This window comes from Fibrella aestuarina BUZ 2, assembly GCF_000331105.1.
Taxonomy (GTDB): domain Bacteria; phylum Bacteroidota; class Bacteroidia; order Cytophagales; family Spirosomataceae; genus Fibrella; species Fibrella aestuarina.
In genome coordinates this window covers 1,888,111-1,908,960 of record NC_020054.1, presented here as the reverse complement: position 1 = coordinate 1,908,960, position 20,850 = coordinate 1,888,111, and the positions used below count along the sequence as shown (strand labels likewise).

The 20,850-nt window shown below is 54.8% G+C and carries 19 protein-coding genes; 11 read left to right on the top strand and 8 right to left on the bottom strand.

Going from position 1 to position 20,850, the window contains the following annotated elements; genetic code table 11:
- Nucleotides 1-153 precede the first annotated feature (153 nt).
- Both FAES_RS07730 and FAES_RS07725 read left to right on the top strand, forming a co-directional pair.
- Entirely contained in the window at nucleotides 154-768 is a 615-nt protein-coding gene (locus tag FAES_RS07730) for an RNA polymerase sigma factor (protein ID WP_015330647.1), read from the top strand.
- Nucleotides 761-2,527 carry a hypothetical protein gene (locus FAES_RS07725; RefSeq protein ID WP_015330646.1) on the top strand — a complete coding sequence of 589 codons (1,767 nt, stop codon included), beginning with the start codon at nucleotides 761-763 and terminating at the stop codon, nucleotides 2,525-2,527. Before FAES_RS07730 ends, FAES_RS07725 begins: the two co-directional genes overlap by 8 nt.
- 60 nt (nucleotides 2,528-2,587) lie before the next feature.
- Here FAES_RS07725 and FAES_RS07720 read toward each other — a convergent pair whose 3' ends face one another.
- Nucleotides 2,588-3,757 carry an acetyltransferase domain-containing protein gene (locus tag FAES_RS07720; protein ID WP_015330645.1) on the bottom strand — a complete coding sequence of 390 codons (1,170 nt, stop codon included), beginning with the start codon at nucleotides 3,755-3,757 and terminating at the stop codon, nucleotides 2,588-2,590.
- Nucleotides 3,758-3,906: 149 nt separating this feature from the next.
- Here FAES_RS07720 and FAES_RS07715 point away from each other — a divergent pair, with 149 nt between their 5' ends.
- The 5 genes from FAES_RS07715 (at nucleotide 3,907) to FAES_RS07705 (ending at nucleotide 5,961) form a co-directional block, all read left to right on the top strand.
- Nucleotides 3,907-4,092 carry a hypothetical protein gene (locus tag FAES_RS07715; RefSeq protein ID WP_015330644.1) on the top strand — a complete coding sequence of 62 codons (186 nt, stop codon included), beginning with the start codon at nucleotides 3,907-3,909 and terminating at the stop codon, nucleotides 4,090-4,092.
- 50 nt (nucleotides 4,093-4,142) lie between these two features.
- Nucleotides 4,143-4,352 carry a hypothetical protein gene (locus FAES_RS29990; RefSeq protein ID WP_015330643.1) on the top strand — a complete coding sequence of 70 codons (210 nt, stop codon included), beginning with the start codon at nucleotides 4,143-4,145 and terminating at the stop codon, nucleotides 4,350-4,352.
- A 107-nt stretch (nucleotides 4,353-4,459) separates the two neighbouring features.
- Complete coding sequence (locus FAES_RS30315) at nucleotides 4,460-4,630, top strand: hypothetical protein (RefSeq protein WP_015330642.1); 171 nt, start codon at nucleotides 4,460-4,462, stop codon at nucleotides 4,628-4,630.
- 5 nt (nucleotides 4,631-4,635) lie between these two features.
- Nucleotides 4,636-4,971, top strand: a complete 336-nt coding sequence (locus FAES_RS07710; protein ID WP_015330641.1) for a LytR/AlgR family response regulator transcription factor — start codon at nucleotides 4,636-4,638, stop codon at nucleotides 4,969-4,971.
- A 123-nt stretch (nucleotides 4,972-5,094) separates the two neighbouring features.
- Complete coding sequence (locus FAES_RS07705; protein WP_015330640.1) at nucleotides 5,095-5,961, top strand: mechanosensitive ion channel family protein; 867 nt, start codon at nucleotides 5,095-5,097, stop codon at nucleotides 5,959-5,961.
- A 27-nt stretch (nucleotides 5,962-5,988) separates the two neighbouring features.
- Here FAES_RS07705 and FAES_RS07700 read toward each other — a convergent pair whose 3' ends face one another.
- From FAES_RS07700 to FAES_RS07680, 5 genes are all read right to left on the bottom strand, one after another.
- Nucleotides 5,989-6,564, bottom strand: coding sequence for a Maf family protein (locus FAES_RS07700; RefSeq protein WP_041258667.1), 576 nt, complete (start codon nucleotides 6,562-6,564; stop codon nucleotides 5,989-5,991).
- Nucleotides 6,565-6,679: 115 nt separating this feature from the next.
- A complete protein-coding gene (locus FAES_RS07695) occupies nucleotides 6,680-9,244 on the bottom strand; it encodes a DUF5686 family protein (RefSeq protein ID WP_158408753.1) in 2,565 nt (854 codons plus the stop codon).
- A 387-nt stretch (nucleotides 9,245-9,631) separates the two neighbouring features.
- Nucleotides 9,632-10,525, bottom strand: a complete 894-nt coding sequence (locus FAES_RS07690; RefSeq protein WP_015330637.1) for a hypothetical protein — start codon at nucleotides 10,523-10,525, stop codon at nucleotides 9,632-9,634.
- 338 nt (nucleotides 10,526-10,863) lie between these two features.
- Entirely contained in the window at nucleotides 10,864-11,526 is a 663-nt protein-coding gene (locus FAES_RS07685; protein ID WP_015330636.1) for a phosphatidylserine decarboxylase family protein, read from the bottom strand.
- 91 nt (nucleotides 11,527-11,617) lie between these two features.
- Nucleotides 11,618-12,892, bottom strand: a complete 1,275-nt coding sequence (locus FAES_RS07680; protein WP_173401275.1) for a Glu/Leu/Phe/Val family dehydrogenase — start codon at nucleotides 12,890-12,892, stop codon at nucleotides 11,618-11,620.
- 329 nt (nucleotides 12,893-13,221) lie between these two features.
- Between FAES_RS07680 and FAES_RS07675 the strand changes: the two genes are divergently transcribed.
- Nucleotides 13,222-13,605 carry a TraR/DksA family transcriptional regulator gene (locus tag FAES_RS07675; RefSeq protein WP_015330634.1) on the top strand — a complete coding sequence of 128 codons (384 nt, stop codon included), beginning with the start codon at nucleotides 13,222-13,224 and terminating at the stop codon, nucleotides 13,603-13,605.
- A gap of 264 nt (nucleotides 13,606-13,869) precedes the next feature.
- On the opposite strand, the gene FAES_RS07670 is transcribed toward FAES_RS07675, so the two are convergent.
- Nucleotides 13,870-14,136 (bottom strand): hypothetical protein, encoded by a 267-nt coding sequence (locus FAES_RS07670; protein WP_148289308.1) that lies wholly within the window; start codon nucleotides 14,134-14,136, stop codon nucleotides 13,870-13,872.
- Nucleotides 14,137-14,250: 114 nt separating this feature from the next.
- Nucleotides 14,251-14,778, bottom strand: coding sequence for a hypothetical protein (locus FAES_RS07665; protein WP_015330633.1), 528 nt, complete (start codon nucleotides 14,776-14,778; stop codon nucleotides 14,251-14,253).
- Nucleotides 14,779-15,302: 524 nt separating this feature from the next.
- Here FAES_RS07665 and FAES_RS07660 point away from each other — a divergent pair.
- Genes FAES_RS07660 through FAES_RS07650 form a run of 3 tightly spaced genes read left to right on the top strand, consistent with a single transcriptional unit; the run spans nucleotide 15,303 to nucleotide 20,809 of the window.
- Nucleotides 15,303-18,461 carry a SusC/RagA family TonB-linked outer membrane protein gene (locus FAES_RS07660; protein ID WP_229364441.1) on the top strand — a complete coding sequence of 1,053 codons (3,159 nt, stop codon included), beginning with the start codon at nucleotides 15,303-15,305 and terminating at the stop codon, nucleotides 18,459-18,461.
- Between the two features lie 13 nt (nucleotides 18,462-18,474).
- Complete coding sequence (locus tag FAES_RS07655) at nucleotides 18,475-19,959, top strand: SusD/RagB family nutrient-binding outer membrane lipoprotein (protein ID WP_041257651.1); 1,485 nt, start codon at nucleotides 18,475-18,477, stop codon at nucleotides 19,957-19,959.
- A 25-nt stretch (nucleotides 19,960-19,984) separates the two neighbouring features.
- A complete protein-coding gene (locus tag FAES_RS07650; protein ID WP_015330630.1) occupies nucleotides 19,985-20,809 on the top strand; it encodes a BT_3044 domain-containing protein in 825 nt (274 codons plus the stop codon).
- Nucleotides 20,810-20,850: the final 41 nt, after the last annotated feature.

Below are 20,850 nucleotides of genomic sequence, written 5' to 3'. Positions count from 1 at the left end.
CTTTACGCGGCCGATGAATGGAGCGTTGCACCAGACACTCAACGAATTATTGCGCTTTTTTTTGACCCGGTATGGCCTGCCACTGCAACACTTTCACGCCGTGTGGCGTAAGAAAAACTGACTTCTAATTATGGACCTTAGCTACTAACGGGCTTGCTGTTTCGCCGAAAATCTACGTTTACCGATAACGATTTGCTGAGTGTTATCGAGGCTTGCCGAGGCAACGACGTTCGCGCGCAACGAACGCTGTTTCGGCAATACTATAGCTATGCCAAGAGCATATGCCTGCGCTACATGGCGAATGTCGATGAGGCCGACGATGTGCTGAACGAAAGCTTCCTGAAGGTATTCCAGCACCTCGGCTCCTACGATTCGGCCCTGCCGTTTAAGGCCTGGCTCCGCACCATCGTGGTGAATACGGCCATCAGCTACCACCGTAAATACCACAAGCTCGACACGATCTCCGCAACCCCGGCCAATCCGGCGCATACGCCACCCGACGTGGCCAACACCGACGAGACGGTGGTCGACCGGCTCTCGGCCGACGAGATTCTGAGTCTGGTGCAACAGCTGCCGCCTGTGCCCCGCACCGTGTTTATGATGCATGTGGTCGACGGCTACAGCCTGCGCGAGGTAGCCGATAGCCTTAATGCCAACGAGGCGACGGTTCGCTCCCATTTCTTGCGCGCCCGGCTTCGGCTTCAGGAATTAGTTACGATGGCCCACCGGTCATCTCATCCACAGTCTTCTTCCCGCTACTATGACTAATGACCGTTTTGACGACGCGCTCCGGCGAAAACTGGAGGAGGTCAATCCGCCATTTCAAGAAAAAAATTGGACGCAATTGCGGCGGTTTATGGCTGGCCGGGGCTTTCCGCCTTCGATCTGGCACGCACCCGTGCATTGGCTGCAACCAGCTTTCACGGCCGCGGCAGCCGCCAGCCTGCTGGTGGTGTCGATCTGGCAATACCGGACCAACCAAACGCTGAACGACCGGATTCAGACGCTGACCACCACGGTATCGAAGCTGGAACAGGTGCAGACGAGCCTGCAAAAGACCGTTACGGACATTGCCAGCCAACCCCGCCCCGATACGGTGTATGTGGTGCAGCGCGTGCCGGTGGCTATGCCGTCGCCACTGGAGCCGGGTGCCGGGTCAGGTACGTTCGCGCCGGCGGGTGTGGCGCCGGGTACGTCGCTGTCGCGCTCGGCCGTTCCGCCACGGGTTGTACCCAATTCAGTGCCAGTGCCGGTAGCTGAACCCAACGCCGCCGATGCACCAGGTACGTTGCCTGCCGAACGCTGGTCGACCCGAACGGCTCAGCCGCAAGGTGCCTTGCCCCGCGCAACGGACGAACGGGTCGTAGCCGCGCCTACCTCACCGCCTGAACCAGATGCCGCAACGCCCGAGGCCAGCGGCAATGGCATGCCGACGACCAACGGGCGCGCCGAAGTCAGCGCCGGTACCGGATCAGCAGATCGGTCGGTAGCCAACCGGGTCGGGTCGCGGAAGGGCAACCGGCGAACGTTGTTATCGCAACGCGCCGCGCCCAATACCAGCGGTGGCAATCAGCCATCAGGTACGTTCAATTCATCAGTGCCCACTTCTCCAACGCGTTCCTCATCGCCACGTCTGCATGAAACACCTGTCTACTCAAATGCCAATCCGGTCGATCGGGTAACGAACGCACCCGGTGCCACCTCACCAACCGCCCCACCGACGCAGCCAACGGGGGCGTCGTTTTTGGCGAACATTAAATCGGTCGATCGAATTGCCAGCCTGGCCCAGTCAGACGAGTGGGTCGATAGCTGGCAACGACGACTACGGCGAGTGCGCTATCGATCACCCTACGCACTGGCTCCGGCTGAGGTAGCCGCGGCCATCCCCGAAAAACACACCAACCCCACGAACCTCCGCTGGCGGCTGGGCGTGGGCGGCGATGCGACGACCGCGATGACCACCTACGGCGTTTACGGCGAACTGGTGGTCAACAATCGACTGACGATTAGCGCGGGCTTTGGGCAGGCAACCTGGTCGGGCGATTCGTACCAAACCGAAATTCAGTTCAGCGAACGGACCAAACACGATTTCCGGCGGGAATACCCCAACGAGGTCGGGGCGGGCAACATGGGGCCGGGCAACCCGTTTCCGGTGATTCGCAAATTCTTCGATATCAATCGGACAGCCTCGGCCGTGCTAATGCCCGTTCAGGTGGGCTACCGGCTGGATATCGGTCGGAAATTTTTCCTGACCCCCTTTGTTGGCGCAACGATTGGCCTGGACCCGAGCGAGACCGTAAGCTTTGCCTATGAACGCATCCCGCGCGATTACGAGCAACGAAATCTGACGTATTCGCGGCCCGTGGGTCTCTACAGCAGCTGGACGTTCGGCGCTGGGCTGGAACGGCAGTTCGGCCCATTCGTGGCACAGCTTAGCCCCATCGCCTCGGCGCCGATCATGGGTCAACGCAGCGGTGTCAACGCCGCCTCGGCTGGCCTGCGTGCCCGGGTATTTTATCAGTTTTGAGTTTCCCGTTTTGCGATTCCCGTTGGCTATTACACATACAATAGCCAACGGGAATCGTCTTTATATGTACCGCAACCAACCCAATTCAGGGTGGGCGGCTTTATAGCGGCTGTACCAACGACACAGAGGATACAAGGCCAACACCAGCCCGATCCAGACGCCATACACCACCGGCAGCGATACGCCAGCGCCGGGTGGCCGGCCAAAGCTAAGCGTGCCAATGGGCAGCTGACCCAGCGAGTAGCCCTGTAACAGCACCATTACCACCATGCTGATGTGCACCAGATACCAGTGCAGGATGTAGTAAAACATGGGCACCGAGCCGTAAACCTGCAACCAGCGCGTGAAGGCGTTGTCGGCACCTTCGGCCAGCGCCAGGATGAGCAGCATCAGACCAATCATCAGCAGCCCATACAGCAACGAGGGCGGGTACTTGCTTACGTTCAGAAAGGACAGCAGCGTAAAGACGCTGGTTGGTTGCACCGCCCAGGGCGCCGGGTCGCCGTAACCGTTGAGAAACCGGAGCAACCCAAAGACCGCCAACGTACCTAACCCTAGCCGCCACCATAGCGCCTTGCGCTGGGCGAGGGGTCGCTCAAACAGGGGCCCCGTGGCATAACCGATCAGCATCAGCCCCAGCCAGGGCACCAGCGGATAGGCCACCAGCAGCGAGAATGCCGGACTGACGGTGAAGAGGTTAGGCCGGAACAACACCGACCAGAGCACTTGCAGCCCCTGCGGCGTAGTGGGCGGTAAACCCGGCAGTAGCAAATGACCGACGACGATCAGCGCACCCAGCGCCCCGACCCAGCGGACGGGTAGCCGGGCCAACAGCGACAATACCATCAAGCCGCCGCCAATAGCAAAGATGACCTGCAACATGATGGTACGAAACTGAATATCGAACCAAAAGGCGAAGTTGATCAGCGTTAGTTCGAGCAGGAGCAACACCAGCCCCCGCTTCAGCAGAAACTGCCGCGCAGCGCCCCGCGCCGACGCACCACTGCGCCGCTGCAACGACAGGTAAGCCGACGTACCCGACAGAAAGACGAAGGTGGGCGCGCAAAGGTGCGTGATCCAGCGGGTAAAAAAGAGCGCGGGCGTGGTGGTGGCCAGGTCGGTTGGGTTTTGTGTCAGCGCGGGCAAATGGAGCAGATCGCGGACGTGATCGAGGGCCATAATGACCATGACTAACCCACGGGTAATGTCGATACTGGTGATACGATGCATGACGAGGACTAGGAAGGGAAGCAATATATCCCCAAAAAGGGGCAGTTCCTCCCATTCTTTGGGCACTTTATCCCAACTGCTTTGCCCGGTGTGGGGTCATGCTGTAGGTTTGAGCCGTCAGTCAATGACCACACACTCAACTTTCCTTTATGCAGCCTGCATCGATTATCAGAACCTTCGCCTGGATCGTGATCTTCCTGGGCTCCCTATCCGTAGTAGCCCTGATCCGGCGCAACCTGACGCCGCGTTCGCCGGTAGCGCATGTGACCCGAACGGTATCCACCCAGGCACTGTACGCCGTGTACCAGACCCCCAGTCTGGTCTTGCCCGATTGAACCGGCTCAACCAATTTTGGGGTTGTTAAGCTATCCCAATCTCAGTTGCTGTGCCAAAGAAACCAGCCCCTTCTCCCCTGCCGTCACGCCCTCAGTTGTTACTGGCTACGCTGTTTCTGCTGGTAGGCGTTTTTTCGGCCCTGAAAGCGATCGTCGATTATGTGGCGACCGGCACACTGACCTGGTATCTGATCGTGCTGGCGCTGCTGGGTCTGGCGCTGGGGGGCCGTACCCTGCGCCGGGTTAAAGACAACGCGTAAGAGCCTAACACGCCCCAATGCGACAATTCGAGTTACTGATTATTGCCCTCGAGGAAACCTATACACGGAGAAATCTTGTATATTAGTAGACTTTCCTCTTTCAGGCTATGATCCGTACTGACCTAATCAAGCTGCTTGGCTTCGTGCTGGGCCTACAACTTATTTTCGCCGCTTTACATTACTTTGGCGGTTACGAAGCCTCTCCCGCTATCACCGGCGGCGTTACGGCGGGCCTTCTCACCACCTATTTTGCCCGAAAACGGCGCAAGCAAGCGTAATCCCCATGCCCCTTCCCGACGGACAGCAACCCCACCAACTCGTTGTAACCAATACCCAGAACGAAACCGTTGGTCTTGACCTCGACGCGGTGCTGTTTGTGGAATCGGAGGGAAAATCGGCCGTTTTTTATGAAGCTGACCGGCGTGTAGTGGCCCGCATGCGCTTTGCCGACGTGCTGCCGCTGCTCCCGGCCGAGCAGTTCATGCGCATTCATAAATCGTATGCCATCAATCTGGCGCACATCCATAAAATTGAGCACGAGCAGGTGCTGATGGGCGACAAACTGCCGGTGCCGCTCAGCCCCGGCTACCGCGACGCCCTGCGGGCACGGGTACGTTAGCGGGCCGGTTGAGCGGGCAGTGCCCCAAACATCAGGCTCCGTAGTCCCGTTGACATAAGGTATGTTTACCTCTCTGATGGCTCTTGAGCAGCCAATCTGACGGGGTAACAGACACACCACCTTATGAATCTACAAAAAGCGGCCTCGCTCATCTACGCTGAACTGCTCAGTTGGTTTCTGCAAGCGGCCCGGCTGGTGCCTAAGCTTGCCGTGGCCATATTGCTCCTGCTCTTTTTCGCCATGCTCTCGCGCTGGGTCAGCCGCTGGAGTGTGCGCGGCCTAACCCGTGTCAGCGACAACCTATCGCTGGTGAACCTCACGGGGGCCGTGGTGCGGGTGCTGATCGTGTCGGCCGGCCTGTTCATTGCCCTGGGTGTGCTGGGGCTCGACAAAACCGTAACGTCGCTGCTGGCAGGGGCTGGCGTGATTGCGCTGGCCGTGGGCTTCGCCTTTCAGGATCTGACGGCCAACTTTATTTCGGGCACCATGATTGCCCTGGCGCGCCCCATTCAGGTGGGTGACACCGTCGAAACCAACGGTTTTTTGGGTAAGGTTCTCGCTATCAAGCTCCGGTCGGTGGTGCTCGACAACGGGCAGGGGCAAACGGTGGAACTGCCCAGCAAGGATGTGTTTCAGAAGCCAATCATCAACTATTCGCGGCTGGGACAGCGCCGGGTCGAGCTAGTGGCCAACGTATCATACCTCGACGACCTGAATACGGCTCAGCAGGTGGCGCTGACGGCTGTAGGTACGTTGCCGTTTGTCTTGCCCTCCCCCAAGCCCGAGTTCAACTACCGGAGTTTCGGCGACAGCATCCAATTCTCGCTATCGTTCTGGATAAACCCAACCACCACGCCGCACGCGGTGGCGCTGAGCGAGGCCATGAAGGCGTTGAAGACTGCTTTCGATAAACACCACATCCTGATGCTCTTCGCCGGCCATACGTTCGACCTGAAGCAAAAGCTGGGCTGGACGCCACCGTCGGCGTAGGCCAGATCAACTCAGTCGTATTGCTGATCAGGCAGCAAAGGCTTTCAAGGCCTGATACACCCGGTGTGTGGGCAGGCCCATAACCGTATAAAACGATCCTTCGAGGCGGTCGATGCCCACCAGCCCAACAAAGTCCTGCGCTCCGTAGGCCCCGGCTTTGTCGAATGGCTGACAAACGCGGATGTAATAGTCGATTTCCTCGTCGGTTAACTGGGCAAAATGGACCGTCGTTTCATCGGTAAACGAGACAAGCCCATCGGGTGACAGCAGACAGACGCCCGTGCGAACGCGGTGCGCCCGGCCACTCAGGCGGCGGAGCATGCGCTGAGCCTCAGGTACGTCGGCTGGTTTATTCAGGATCTGGTCATCGACAATCACCACAGTATCGGCGCAGAGAATAAGTCGCTCACCCAGATCGGGTTTGAATTCAGCTGCTTTTTGGCGGGCCAGGTATTCGGCGACGTCGTCGACGGGCATGTCGGCCGGGAAAGCCTCATCGGTTGGGCGCGTTTCGATTGAAAAGGCAAACCCAGCATCGGTCATAAGTTGGCGCCGCCGGGGCGAGCCCGATGCCAGCACAAGTGGGTATTTGAGAGAAAACATAGCCGCAAAAAACGGCATTTATGGTTATCTATCGTCATTTGGCTTCGCCGTCATTGGTAGTCATTCGTTGTCATTAATTGTTTTTGACAACCAATGACGGCGAAGCCAAATGACCTTAGAAGCTTACTTCTATGCCAAATTTCAGCACGAACCGATCGGTGCCGGGCTTGAGGTAGTTGAGGCGATGAATGGCCTGTAGGCGCAAAATCTTGAAGATGTTGCTGATGCCGTAACCCACTTCTACGTAAGGCACAGCGGGATCGAGGTGGCCGAAGTTGATATACTGCCCATCACTGCCGGGCGGGGGTGTGGGGCGCGGCATACTTTCGTAGCGGCGGCTTTGGTCGCCACGGGCGCCCCAGAGCACATCGGCGTTGGTCCAGAGACGCCAGTTCAGTTTCTTAATCAGCGGAATCCGGTTGAACAGCAGGCCGTCGAACCCGTGTGCCCAGTGTACCGTCAGGAAACGGTCGCTGACAAACTCGAAAAAGTCGAGGCGGTTGAACGTGTTGGGCGCGTAGAAAGCCGTTGGATTGCCCAGGTGTGTAAATTGAAGCACGGCGGGCAGGCGCGTGGGGGTATAGCCCGCCTGTAGCACGTAGGACGACCGGCCCAATTTGCCAAATTTCAACGTCTGGAACGCCCGGAACGAATAGCGCTCGTAGGCGAACGTACCCCCGAACATATGGCCACCCCGGGTGTATTTCAGCCAGAGTACCGGCGTGCGCTTGGTGGCGATCGGAATACGCTCGTTGCCATCCATGATGTACGTTTCCTTGCGCGCCAGCCGAATTTCGGCCGACCAGTAGGCGTCATTGTAGGTCCGGCTCCGGGGCGACTGATCGCCGCGATCCGGGTCGATCAGGTATTCATAGTCAAACGTCGGCGTAAAAGTCCGGTCACCAATCGCGGCGGTCAGCATAATTCCTTTGAGCGGTTCGTGCCGGATAAACACCTCCTGCGAACTGGTATAATACCCGCCCCGGTAGCGGCCAAAACGGCTGAAGGCATAAAACACTTTATTGCCGTTGATCAACTCGGGCGTAAACCCTAGTCGTTCGAGGTCATAGCCCGCCTTAAGGCCCATGATGGTCCACTTCTGCCGCGACAGGATAAAATCACTCTCAACGCCCCATTTGAATTTGCCATCGTATGTGCCATAGGCCCCGTAAGCCCGCAGGACCACGCTCTTGCTGAAGTTCCCGTTGGTGCGGAAGCCCAGCCGCAGCCGAAGGCCTTCGATATCGTTGAACGCCAGCGCGTACGGATACGGCCCCCAGTCGATACGGCCTTTCCGATACCAGCCCGTCGTGGCAATACGCGTCAGCAGCTCGACGGTTCGGATCGTGGGTACGTTTCGAATGGTATCGATCTGGCTCTGAATCTTTCGGTCGTTTACACTGAGCGAATCCGCCCCGCCCAGTTCACGGCGTTTCTGCTCCCAATACGCATTGTCTTTGCGGGCTTCTTCCTCATCGTCGCCCTCCAGTTCTTCCAGCGGTGTGGTATTCGTTTTAGCCGTATCGGAAACGGCCACCGTTCGGTCGTAGTACGCGAGTGGCTTAGGCTTGTTGAGCAGGAAGTTGCTGTTGCGGGTGATCTGCTGCGCCAGCGCCCCAATCGAATTTTTACCGACCCCATACAGTTCAGCGTTGGTACGCATTGCCACGGGCATCCAGCCAATGTTGTTTCCCAGCGAATCGCGGGCCGGTTCGAGCTCCTGCTCAATTTCCAGCCGCCGCACGTAGTTCAGGTTGGCCTCGGCACCCACTTTGGCCTCGATCATGGTGAGCGCAAAGGTGGTCGTGTCGATAAACATTTTACCCGTAAACAGCAGGTCCTGCTTGTTTTTGGGGTCGAACTGAATTTCGTAGCAAACGAAATTACCAATCTTGGTGGTGTCGGCCAGATACATCGAATACCAGCCTTTCCAGTCGGCGCCCACGGGCGAGGCAAAGTCTTTACCCAGCACGCGGATGTAGTTCTGGTAGAAGTTATAGCTGAGCGAATTCCCCCCCACAAACTGGGCGAGCACTTCTGGCTCGACAATCTCGATTCCCTTCATGCGCGTTTTCACAATGTCTTCGTGTTTGCGCTCGGGCGACTCGCGGTAGAAAAACCGGCTAATGGACTCGGTCATCATCAACGGCAGAATCCGCCGGCCCAGGTCGTCGGTAACGGAATCTTTCTGATTCAGTTCACTAAGGACTTTCTTGATGAGCGGGTTGCTACGGAGCTTGTCCGAAATGTGCGTCAGCGACAGGCTGGTTTTTGAGTAACTATCGTATTCATACGCCCGAATTCGGCTGCGGTCGTTCTTATCTAGATTTTTACGCACGTTACGCAGAATACCCCAGGCCGGGTTTTCGCCCGCCCGCACAATCACCTCCTGCAATACCTTCCCCGCAGCGGGCAGTTGCAACAGCAGGCTCTGCTGTAGTTTCGTTTTGTTGATGGCAAAGCGCTTTACTCCAAAGCCAATCGAACTCACGTACAGCGAGTCGGTGAGGCGGGTAGTTTTAAGGGTAAAAAGGCCGTTTTCGTCGGTTGTCACCCCCACATTGCGCCCCACCAGGGCTACGCTCGCAAACGGAATCACCTGCCCCGACTTTGCGTCGACTACCGTTCCGCTTACTACATAGCTCGTTGTCTGCGCTTTAGCCCAGCTACTGGCAATCATTAAGCAGACGAAGAGAAAAAGAACTCGAGGAAGGTAAAGTTGGCGCATAGATTCGTTAATCACTCTTACAAATGTATGATGCGGACAGAGTCGACGAGGTTGACCAGTAGGCTGAAACGCCCAACCGGCTGGTTGAATTGACTGAAAGGTTACCTGAATTGCAGTAAATGCTAACTCTAATTACACGCACAAAAGGATTTAAGCCTACCAAATTAATGCACTTTGGTAAAAACTACTAGTTAAAAAACGATTTAGACCACGAGTTTATAACTAATTCGTTAAACAATTAGCCAAGCGCTCCTTCAATATCGTCAGAAAATTGTTCTGCTCGTCAAGTGGTCCGTTGGTGCCTCACGCATTTGATTATACGTAGCCGTTGCTCGCTCATTAGATAAAAACCTGATACTGGAGGGTCACCTGGCCTAAACGCCCAGCGGGCACCAGCCGGTTGTTATCGAGTGCGCTCCGGTAGTAAGGTCGGTTCTGGTAATCGAGCGTCAATTTGCCGCTGTGCCCGTTGATCAGGTAGTTAATGCCGACGGTATACACACCCAACGCCTGAGCGACGCGCTGGTAAGTAGCCAATTGGGCTTGTACATAGGGCATCAGCGTACCATTACCGGAGCCGAACAGATCTCGTTTCATCAGGTAACTAGCCTGCCCATATACCACGCTTCCCGTCCCGAATATCGGGAAAGCGTTGCCCTGCGTCCCGCCAAGGCTGCCTCCACCCGGCGCAGTGCCGTTGCTGATCCCCGTTGCTGGGTTCATAATGCCGTTGAAGCGCAGGTAGTTGGGGCCGTAGTCGGTACGGAAATAACCCAGATAGGCATTGATCGCCGTACCCGTGCTGGCGTTGAGCGGCATATCCAGAAAGGAGGCCACAGACCACAGGTTCATGGTGTGGTAGACCGTATCAGCTGTTGAGTTGTCGCGGGTCCAGGTGGCGTTTCGCTGCGTGATGAACCCCGCTTCCAGCGTAAGTACCTTCTTCTTGCCCAGGTACGTCCCCGTCATATACCCGGGCGTTTGATTCGACTCTTTGTCGAAGAACTGGTACATCAGAAAGCCCTGATATTGCTTATGATGGCCTTTGAGCGCAAAACTGGCGGTGGGCCCAAGCGCGGGTGGCGCAGTGCCGTTGGTCTGGATAGGAAACGGATCGCTGACGACCACCCGGTAGTCAATCGGCCCCACCTGACCGCGGGCGTATACACTGAGCTTCCGTGAAAACTCGTCGGTCTGGTCGACGGTGGCCTGCGCAAACACAGGTACGTCCATGCTCTCAACTCAGTTTTATCAGGTACTGGCTTTTTAGTCGTCTGGTCGGCCGCCTGTGGCGCCCGTTGAGTGTCCGTAGCCGACCGGCCTGACCGAAGAGAGTCATTCAGAGCCGGTGTTGACGGACTAACTTGCGCGTGGCTGATGAAGGTCATCAGGCAAAGGGGCAGGAAGAACAGTTTTCGCATAACAGGTTGCTTTACTCAGAGACAAAGCTACCCGGCTCGCTAGGTCTATCGGGCAAAACCAGCTGACGAGGGCGCAAAAGCAAACAGGCTCCGCCACCGCATCCGTCGTTAAAACGACCAGACCACAGCAACAGAGCCTGTTGGGAATGCCTAGGCTAATTCGGCAACGACCGTTACACCACCTTTGGTTTTCTGGCCCATCGTCACGTTGATTTTCGCGTCGAGTGGCAGATACAAATCAACACGGGAGCCAAATTTGATGAAGCCCATTTCTTCGGTTTGCTTTACGGGCTCGCCCTCGCGCACATACCAGACGATCCGCCGGGCCAGCGCACCGGCAATCTGCCGCATCAGTACCTCGATCCCGTTTTCCTGCTTGATCACGACCGTCGTGCGTTCGTTCTCGGTGCTCGATTTGGGGTGCCAGGCCACCAGGTATTTGCCCGGGTAATAGCGAAAATAGCTCACTACCCCCGATAACGGATTCCGGTTGACGTGGACGTTGAGCGGCGACATAAAGATCGAGACCTGCTTGCGTTTGGCCTTGAAATACTCCAACTCTTCGGTTTCCTCGATCACCACCACCGTACCGTCGGCCGGGGCAATGACCAGTTTTTCGTCGAGGGTATGTTCGCGTTTGGGAATGCGGAAGAACTGAACCACCAACCCAAAGGCAATCAGGCTCACGACCGCCAGCGCGATCACCGCCGTCTGATTCCCCCGGAATAAAAAGTAATAGGCAAGCAGATTCAGCCCCAGCAGAATCAGTGCCGTTACAAGCATGATGGTATTTCCTTCGCGATGAAAGCGCATGTTGAGATGTACGATTTGATTTACGATTTACGAATGAACGTTGAATTAGGGGTTAAAAATCGTCATTCATAAGTCGTAAATCAAAAAACCCTTAATATCCGCCCCGGAACTTGTAAGTGCTGGCCACTTTTTCGATGGCTACCATATAGGCGGCCAGGCGCATGGGGACCTTGTATTTTTGCGAAGTTTCGAACACGCGATCGAAAGCATCTTTCATGGCCCGGTCGGCGCGGCGGTTGATCCGGTCGAGTGTCCATTTGTAGCCAATGCGGTTCTGCACCCATTCAAAATACGATACGGTTACGCCCCCGGCGTTGGCCAGAATATCAGGCACCACCATGATTCCTTTGCTGTTGATGATCTCATCCGCCGAAGCCGACGTTGGGCCATTGGCGCCTTCGACGATCATGCGTGCCTGAATGGTATGGGCATTTTCGTCGGTGATCACATCCTCTTTCGCCGCCGGGACCAGCACATCCACCGGCAGGGCCAGCAGGTCTTCATTGCTGATCTTCTCGGCACCCGTGAAGCCTTCGAGCGTGCCTTTGTTGGTGTTGCGGTAATTCATGGCCGCGACAATATCGATACCCCGCTCGTTGTAATAACCACCCGAAATATCGCTGACGGCCTGCACGGTCACGCCCCGTTCGTGAAGTAACTCCGCAGCGTATGACCCCACGTTGCCAAAGCCCTGGATGGCAGCCGAAGCCCGGTATGGATTCATGCGCAGTTTATCCATCGCGCTTAGGGCAGCTACCGTTACGCCACGACCCGTCGCTTCGGTGCGGCCCAGCGACCCACCCAGCACGAGTGGCTTACCGGTTACCACGCCATTGACGGTCATGCCCTTGGCTTTCGAGTACTCATCCACGATCCAGGCCATTTCACGCGGACCGGTGCCCATATCGGGAGCCGGAATGTCGCGATCGGGGCCAAAGACGTCCAGCATCTGCACTGTGTAGGCCCGGATGAGCCGTTCGATTTCGCCCGCCGACATCTCGCGGGGGTTGCAGGCAATGCCGCCTTTAGCCCCACCGTAGGGTATGTCGACGACGGCGCATTTCCAGGTCATCCAGGCTGCCAGCGCACGTACCTCGTCGAGGTGCACCGCGGGATCGAGGCGGATACCACCTTTCGCGGGGCCAAGAATGTTGGAATGAATAACGCGGTACCCTTCAAACACCCGGATCGAGCCATTGTCCATCGTTACGGGCAGGCCCACGATAACCTGACGGGCCGGTACTTTCAGAATATCGTACATCTCGTCACTGATGCCCACCAGTTTGGCGGCGGCGTCGAAACGCGACATCATTGATTCGAGCGGATTCTCTTTGTCTTTTATTGGAGCGGGTTCGATGTATCCCATTACCATGTGAATTTATCTGAAGCAGAATCGGTTTGCTGACTTTGCCGTAAACATAACAATTCTGCAAGAGATAAAGATAAAAGCCTATTTTATCTATAAATCGTTAAATAAAAGAAAGGCGTATATTGTATTCCGGTAGACGAGTTTAGCCAAATACTCACCCAGAGACTGGCCGGATATACGAAAGATTACCTTGCTGTTACGCGAAAGGTCAGTTTGCTAATTTTATAAAAAATTTGTGACAGAGGGCCTACTTATTGAAAAAGACCCCATCCTGATTGTATTTTTGTTGTACGATCACCCGGGATTCCCACTTAGACAACCTAATAATGGTGCAGGAAGAGAAAAAGCGGTATTCAGAAGAAGAGTTAAAAGAATTCGAGGAGCTGATTTCACAGAAACTCGAAGCCACTCGCTCTGAATTGAATTATATTAAGGAAGCGCTCAGTAAACGAAACGATAGCGGCACCGACAATACCTCAGGCAACTCAAAGTTGCTGGAAGACGGCGCCGATACCAGTGAGCGCGAAAACCTGAGCCAGTTGGCCGCCCGCCTTCAGAAGTTCATGAATCAGCTTGAGCTTGCGATGGTCCGTATCAAAAACGGTACCTACGGCATTTGCATCGATTCTGGCAAGTTGATCCCCAAAGAACGCCTGCGTGCTGTTCCGCACACGCAGCAGACCATCGAAGCTAAACTACGGAGACGATAGGATCAACTTTGTACGACCATCCTTTAGGCCCTGTTCCGATCCAACCGTGAACAGGGCTTTTTTGTCTTGATAGACTAATCGTTCGCAAGGGGCAGCGTGTGCAGGAGCTGAGCAGCAGGCCGCAAGTACGTGTGGTTTTCGCGTAACCGTCGGCACTCCCAGCGTACCAGAGTGTTCATAGAGCCAGGCAAAGACTGGTGGTAATGGCAAAGGAGCCGCTAACTAGCGGCTCCTTTGCCATTACCACCAGTCTTTGCCTGGCTGCTACTCTTCCGTACTCCGGTTCCAGTCGGCATCAGCTACATGAGTGGGCGCCGATGGATCAACGGGAGCCTGTCCCCACGAGGCACGTTTATTTTCGTCAATATCGGCCTGCGATGGTCCATCCCCGTCGGTCTCCGCGATAGTTTCGCGAGCATCTTCCAGGGCATCAACCGCCGACGGCTGCTCGGCCTCAGCTTCTAGCTTAGACGGTAGTTCGCTCGTTAGATCACGATCGTATAGTTGTGAAAGCTCCGGTGCAAGGCCCATAGGACCGTGTATTTGCTGATCAGCATGTGAATTGGAGTTCTCTTTGCGGGTTTTGCTGGTAAGGCTCATAACGTTAGTTGTTTTGTTGTTAGGGTATTCGGTAAGGCTAATAGCCTAGTAGGTAGGCTGATGCGTAAGGGACGTACCTGTCTCAGCGATGTCTTCATTCTCATCATCCGAATTGGCCGCTGCTTCATCGGCCTCCTCAGGTACATCGTCGCTGTCTTGTTTTTTTGCTTCTTCCTGCGCGTTCGGCACGCCCACTTCCGGGTCAGATGCGTAATCGTCAGGACCAGCGGTGGTCACGCTGACGGTCGACGTGTTAGTCTTGTTAGCGCTGGCAGCGGCATTTGCAGCTCCTTCTTCGGTAACCTCCATGGTGCTGCTGTCCTGATCGCCAAGCCGCAAGACTCCGTTCTTACTGTCCATATCGGTACTGCCTATTCCCCGATTATTGCGACCATCCTGCCCGCCCCGTACGTCCTGGCTATCTAAGCCATTGGCTGAATCTTCCTGCAGGGGTGTGTGCAGGTTATCGGCAGCCCGGGCATCGGGGTTTGTGTTATCGCTCCCTTTGGGGCCTTCCGTTTGCCCGTTGATCTGCGTACCGTCGCGCAAAACGGTTTTTTCTTCAGGTTCCATAACGTTGATTTTTGGTTATAAAACGCTACAGAGTGCCAAAAGGTTATCGGCTTTACGTGAACGGGTTAGCGCTTCCTTTCAATAAATTTTACTTGGACAGGTAACTACTGATTGACAAAAGAATGCATCTTTGTGGCAAATCTTTGGTGTTGTCATCTTGTACAACCTACATAGTGCGTTCTACTTAGTAACTTCGTGCAAACGGCATTGTTTTTGATATTAGATTAAGACCTTAATAGTTGGATAAAGCGTAATTGAAAAGCGAGTCGATGCTATCGACTCGCTTTTTTGTGTTTACAATACCCTGTGCATGTACAATCTACTCTGTTTTCTATCCTATATATCATCGAAAGACGCCCATTCGCATCATCATAGCCGGTATAATATTCTGATATTAAGAGAATAGACACTCTTTTATTTCTAAAATCAATGTTTTGGCAATTATATGCGAAACATTGGCGAACTTTGTCCTCAACCGGTAGAGTTGCCGGAGTATTTTTTAACAAAAACCTCACAACAACATGATGAGATTATTACTAAAACTCTGTCTGTTCATGATGGTTTCTGCGTCAGCATTGGCGCAAAGCCGTACCATAACAGGCAAGGTGACTTCATCAGACGACGGATCACCCATTCCTGGTGTAAGTGTAGTGATTAAAGGCACTACGCGCGGCACCACAACCGATGCCAATGGCAGCTATCAGATTTCGGCCAATGACAACGCATCGGTTACCTTTTCTTACGTCGGATACCAACCCCAAACGGTGGTAATCGGCAATCGTAGCGTGCTGAATATCACACTCGGCGTTGATGCTTCTACCCTTAATGAGGTCGTTGTCACGGCCCTGGGTGTCGCTCGTCAGCAAAAAGAGTTGGGTTCAGCAACCGACGTGGTTAAATCCGACAAGCTTGTGCAGGCAAAAGCTGTAAACATTTCGCAGGCACTGTCGGGTAAAGTAGCTGGTCTGCAGATCAACACGGTAAACAACGGGGTAAACCCAGCCAACCGGGTCGTTTTGCGTGGTAACCGGTCTTTGCTGGGTAATAACCAGGCGTTGATCGTTATCGACGGTACGCAGGCGCCCTCTGACGCCCTTAACTTTCTGAACCCCAACGATATTGAAAACGTATCGATTCTGAAGGGGGCTAACGCCGCAGCGCTTTATGGTTCTGAAGCCTCAAACGGTGCCTTGATCATTACGACCAAAAAAGGCTCTGCTGGCGCGCCTAAAATTTCGTTGCAAAACACGACATGGGCTGAAAGCATCAGCTTCATGCCTAAGCTCAACGAACGGTTCGGCGCCGGTACGGAAGCCTACAGCCGGGTATACATCCCCTTCGAGAACCAGAGCTACGGGCCCGAGTTTAACGGTCAGACGTATGATATCGGTCAGACGCTGGAAGATGGCACAATCCAGAAAGCCCTGTACAGCAACTCGCCCAATAGCAAACGCAACGCCTACGACGTAGGTGGCACGACCCAGACCGACCTGTCGCTATCGTCGGGTGATGAGCGGGGTACGTTCTACATCTCGCTGCAAAACCTAAAAACGAAGGGTATCGTACCGGGCGACTCCTACAGCCGGACGGGTGGCCGTTTCAACGCGACTCGCCAGTATGGTAAGTTCCGGGGTGCGTTCAACATCGATTACCGCGTGGGTAATTTCGAAGGAACGACTAGTGGCTTCTACAACAACGTGCTGAACACGGCGGCTAATATTCCGCTGACGAATTTCCGCAATTGGCAGCCGCTGAAACTAGCTGATGGGACGCTCAATCCGGCTAACCCCAACAACTACTTTAACGACTACTTCCAGAACCCCTATTTCGAGAAGGACAACAACCGCCAGAATCGCCTTGACTATTACCTGACGGGTAACTTCCAACTCGATTATCAGGCTGCCCCCTGGATCAACTTTACGTACCGGGCCGGTATCAACAACCAGAGCTACGAGAGCAAAGCATTTGGCGGTAAATATTCGTTCAGCGAATATGCTAAACAGCACGTATACCGGGCCAAAGACATCCCGGGCGGTGTAACCGACTTCATGGGTTCGTTCCGGCGCCTTAACCAAGATTTCTTCCTGAACGCGAAGAAAAATCTTGGCCCGATCTCGGCTAACCTGATTGCCGGTGTTAACCTGCAGGAGCGTGATGGCCGTTTCATTCAAACATCTGCCAGCGCGCTGGTAATCCCGGAGTTGTACAACGTCAGCAACCGTGTCGGTGAGCCGGGCGTATCACAGCAGAACGCCAAAACGCGCCTGTTGGGTGCCTATGGTGACCTGACGCTGGGCTTCAAAGACTACCTCTTCGTGCACGTAACGGGCCGTAACGACTGGAGTTCAGTATTGGCTCCGCAGAGCCGCTCGTTCTTCTATCCGGGTGCCGATATCTCGTTTGTAGTAAGTGATGCTATTCCCTCAATCAAGAATGGCAACTTCCTGAGCAGCGCCAAGATCCGGGCATCAGCTACGAAAGTAGGACAGATCAGCCTGGGCGGTCCATTCGGTATCGGTGCTTATCAGTTGGAGACGATCTTCTCGCCGGGTGGTGGCTTCCCGTATGGCGGTCTGGCTGGTTACACGCTGGGCAACACGGCCAACAACCCCAACATTCAGCCTGAGTTCGTAACCTCGTACGAGATCGGTGGTGAATTTTCGTTCCTAAATGATCGGGTTGGCCTTGACCTGTCGTACTATACGCAGCGCAATACCAACCAAACGGTGCGGATCGACGTATCGACGGCAACAGGTTACAATGGAGCAACCATCAACACGGGCCGTCTGGACAACAGCGGTTTTGAAGTTGACCTGAAAACGACGCCTGTGCGGTTGTCGAATGGTTTCCGCTGGGACTTGAATGTCAACTACTCACGCATCAACACACAAGTAGTCGACATCGCGGAAGGTTTGGATGAGATCAACCTCAGCTCGTATTATGGCGCGGTAAACTCATCGCTCTACCAAATTTTTGCTGTGAAAGGGCAGCCCTTCCCGGTTATCAAAGTGGTTGGTTACGAGCGTGAGCGTGACAGCAAAGGGGCTCTTATCCCCGGTGGTCGTGTAGTTGTTGACCCGGCGTCGGGCTATCCTCTGAAAGCTGGCGAACTGATCAACATGGGTCAAACGAACCCACCTGATCGTTTGGGTATCAACACAGCCTTCAAGTTCAAAGGCTTCACGCTGGCAGGAACCGCCGAATACCGCGGTGGCAACGTGATTGGTCACGGTTTGGCCGAAACGATGTGGTTTACGGGCTCAGCCTACGCTACAACGGTTTATGGCCGTGAGCGGTTTGTGTTCCCCAACTCGGTGACGAAGAATGCCGATGGTACGTACACGCCCAACACGAGCATTGCCGTACGGGATGGTGGTCTAGGTACCTGGGACAGCAACCTGCGGAATTTCGGCGAGAACTTCGTAACAAGCGGAGCCTTCTGGAAACTGCGCGAACTGTCGCTGACATACGAACTGCCCCAGACACTCCTGCAACGGACTCGCTTTCTGAAAAGTGCCTCACTTGGTCTAGTTGGTCGTAACCTGGTTACCCTGCTGCCGAAAGACAACATCTACACAGACCCCGAATTCAACAACACGACGAGCAACGCCGTAGGGGTTAATGCAACTGGCATCACGCCGCCGACACGTACGTATGGTTTCACGGTTCAGGTTGGCTTCTAACTCATTGACAATTATGCTACGAAAACTCAAATACATAGCCGCACTGACCGCCGTTCTGACGCTGAACAGTTGTGGCTCTGACTACCTAGACATCAACAAAAACCCCAACGATGCCGTAAGCTCAACCCCCGAGTTGGTCTTGTCAGCAGCGCTGAATGCTACGGCGGGGTTGTTGACTCATAACCAGGTTGGCCACTTCTGGGCTGGTCACTGGTCACCGTCGGGTTCTGTATCGGGCTTTAACCCAGAGAAGACCTACGACTTGCCCTCGAACTTCAGCACGGGCATCTGGACGTCGTCGTATGACAACCTGGCCGATTACGATTATATCGAAAAAGCCGCTACGACCAGCAAGCAGCCTGCCTTTATCGGTATTGCCAAGGTGATGAAAGCCTATGTCTTTCAGCGCTTGGTTGATACGTATGGTAACGTGCCCTATACGGAAGCCCTGAAAGGTACAGCTATCCTGCGCCCGAAGTATGACGACGCCCAGTCGATCTACGACGCACTGGTAGCCGACCTCGACGTGGCCGTTACTAACCTGAAGACGCCGATCGCCTCAGACAACCCGTCGCCGGGTGGGGCCGACATCGTGTTTGCCGGCAATATGAGTAAGTGGTTACGTTTCGCCAACACGCTGAAACTGCGTCTGCTGCTCCGCCAGACCAACATTGCGTCGAAAGAATCAGCGATCAAATCGGGCATCGCCAAAGCGGTTTCGGACGGTGGTTTTCTCGGTGCTGACGAAAATGCCCTGTCGACACCCGGCTACCTGAAGTCGACGGGTAAGCAAAACCCGTTCTGGGAGAACTACGGTTTTACGGTATCGAACACACTGTCAGGTAACCACGACTTCTATACTAACGCCGACTTCTTCATCACGTACCTGGTGAGCAACAACGACCCTCGGCTGTCGCGTTTTGCTACGCCAGCCACCGATGCCCAATATCGGGGTCAGTACCGGGGTGTACCGTTTGGCGAAGGCAGCGATCCGTATCTGTATGCGAAAACGGCTGGGTTCGGCCCAGCTATCCTGAAAGGATTCGATCAGCCTCAAGTGCTGATGCAATCGGCAGAAAGCTTCTTCCTGCAAGCCGAAGCGGCTTTCCGGGGGTATACGTCGGGCAATGCCCAAACCCTATTTGAGAACGGCATTACCGAGTCATTCAAATTCCTGGGTGTTACGGATGCAGCTAAAACAGCGGCTACATATTATAGTGACCCCGTATCGGGCCGTAACTATGCAGCCTCGACCAACAAACTGGAGGCAATTATTACGCAGAAATGGGTAGCACTGGGTGCCTTTGGTGGCTTTGAAGCCTGGACGGAATACCGCCGCACCGGCTTCCCCAAAGTGCCGCTGTCGACGCGGGCCGTAGGTACTAAGCCGGTGGCACGGTTGCTCTATCCTCAGCAGGAACAGGGCACAAACCAAGCAAACGTACTGGCCCAAGGAACCATCAGTCAATTTGACACCAAGATTTTCTGGATGAAGTAATTCCTCATCAACCGTATCAATAACCATGAAAAAATACATTCTGACGGGCCTTTCCGCATTGAGTCTACTGGTAACCACCAGCAGCTGCTTGAAGGAAAAAGGATATACCGACATCATTAACGGCGTTGGGGGGCAACCCATCGTGAGCATTTTCGGCGGCGGCGGCGGCAACAAAGTGCTAGGCGTTGATTATTCGACCAGTGCAGTGCCAACGACCCTGTTCCAGGTAAATATGGCCTCACCTGAGTTGCTGACAACCGACGTAACAGCCACCGTAAGCGTCGACCCTAGTTTGCTCACGGGCACGGGCTACGAACTACTACCAGCCGATACGTACACGATCCCGAGTACGCAGGTAACGATCAAGGCTGGTCAGCGCGATGTGCCTTTTGTCGTGAACCTCACCACGTCGAAGATCGATCTGAAAAAGACGTATGCCCTGCCGTTGAAGATCACGGCGGCAACGGGTGCTATCATTGCCTCGAACCTGAACACAGGTGTGTATGCCATCAAGGTAAACAACATCTACGCTGGTTCGTACCAATCGACGGGCCTGTTTAGCCACCCCACGGCAGGTGATCGTAAAATTGACCGCCCCAAAACGCTGTCAACCATCGATGCAAGCACGAGCGAAACAGAGTTTGCGGACTTGGGGTCAGCAGCAACTATGCAGTTGAAAGTGAATGCCGACAACACCGTTACGCTAACGCCAGGCGGAACGGCCAGCACAGGCACGGTTCAATTTGGTGTGAACAAGTATGACCCGTCAACCAAGACGTTTACGCTGAACTATAAGTACAATGGTGCAGGTGGCGACCGGGTTATCAACGAAACGATTAAAAAGAAGTAGTACGGCAACGTACCTGAGTAAAGCAAAGGCCCCCGACCAGT

What these genes read in the sequence shown, in the direction of transcription:
- FAES_RS30315 (WP_015330642.1), top strand. Translation starts at nt 4,460, where the DNA reads ATGATCCGTACTGACCTAATCAAGCTGCTTGGCTTCGTGCTGGGCCTA.
- FAES_RS07680 (WP_173401275.1), bottom strand. Translation starts at nt 12,892, where the DNA reads ATGGGATACATCGAACCCGCTCCAATAAAAGACAAAGAGAATCCGCTC.
- FAES_RS07700 (WP_041258667.1), bottom strand. Translation starts at nt 6,564, where the DNA reads ATGTTTTCTCTCAAATACCCACTTGTGCTGGCATCGGGCTCGCCCCGG.
- FAES_RS07720 (WP_015330645.1), bottom strand. Translation starts at nt 3,757, where the DNA reads ATGCATCGTATCACCAGTATCGACATTACCCGTGGGTTAGTCATGGTC.
- FAES_RS07705 (WP_015330640.1), top strand. Translation starts at nt 5,095, where the DNA reads ATGAATCTACAAAAAGCGGCCTCGCTCATCTACGCTGAACTGCTCAGT.
- FAES_RS07690 (WP_015330637.1), bottom strand. Translation starts at nt 10,525, where the DNA reads ATGGACGTACCTGTGTTTGCGCAGGCCACCGTCGACCAGACCGACGAG.
- FAES_RS07665 (WP_015330633.1), bottom strand. Translation starts at nt 14,778, where the DNA reads ATGGAACCTGAAGAAAAAACCGTTTTGCGCGACGGTACGCAGATCAAC.
- FAES_RS07660 (WP_229364441.1), top strand. Translation starts at nt 15,303, where the DNA reads ATGAGATTATTACTAAAACTCTGTCTGTTCATGATGGTTTCTGCGTCA.
- FAES_RS07710 (WP_015330641.1), top strand. Translation starts at nt 4,636, where the DNA reads ATGCCCCTTCCCGACGGACAGCAACCCCACCAACTCGTTGTAACCAAT.
- FAES_RS07715 (WP_015330644.1), top strand. Translation starts at nt 3,907, where the DNA reads ATGCAGCCTGCATCGATTATCAGAACCTTCGCCTGGATCGTGATCTTC.
- FAES_RS07685 (WP_015330636.1), bottom strand. Translation starts at nt 11,526, where the DNA reads ATGCGCTTTCATCGCGAAGGAAATACCATCATGCTTGTAACGGCACTG.
- FAES_RS07670 (WP_148289308.1), bottom strand. Translation starts at nt 14,136, where the DNA reads ATGGGCCTTGCACCGGAGCTTTCACAACTATACGATCGTGATCTAACG.
- FAES_RS07725 (WP_015330646.1), top strand. Translation starts at nt 761, where the DNA reads ATGACTAATGACCGTTTTGACGACGCGCTCCGGCGAAAACTGGAGGAG.
- FAES_RS07655 (WP_041257651.1), top strand. Translation starts at nt 18,475, where the DNA reads ATGCTACGAAAACTCAAATACATAGCCGCACTGACCGCCGTTCTGACG.
- FAES_RS07695 (WP_158408753.1), bottom strand. Translation starts at nt 9,244, where the DNA reads ATGATTGCCAGTAGCTGGGCTAAAGCGCAGACAACGAGCTATGTAGTA.
- FAES_RS07675 (WP_015330634.1), top strand. Translation starts at nt 13,222, where the DNA reads ATGGTGCAGGAAGAGAAAAAGCGGTATTCAGAAGAAGAGTTAAAAGAA.
- FAES_RS07650 (WP_015330630.1), top strand. Translation starts at nt 19,985, where the DNA reads ATGAAAAAATACATTCTGACGGGCCTTTCCGCATTGAGTCTACTGGTA.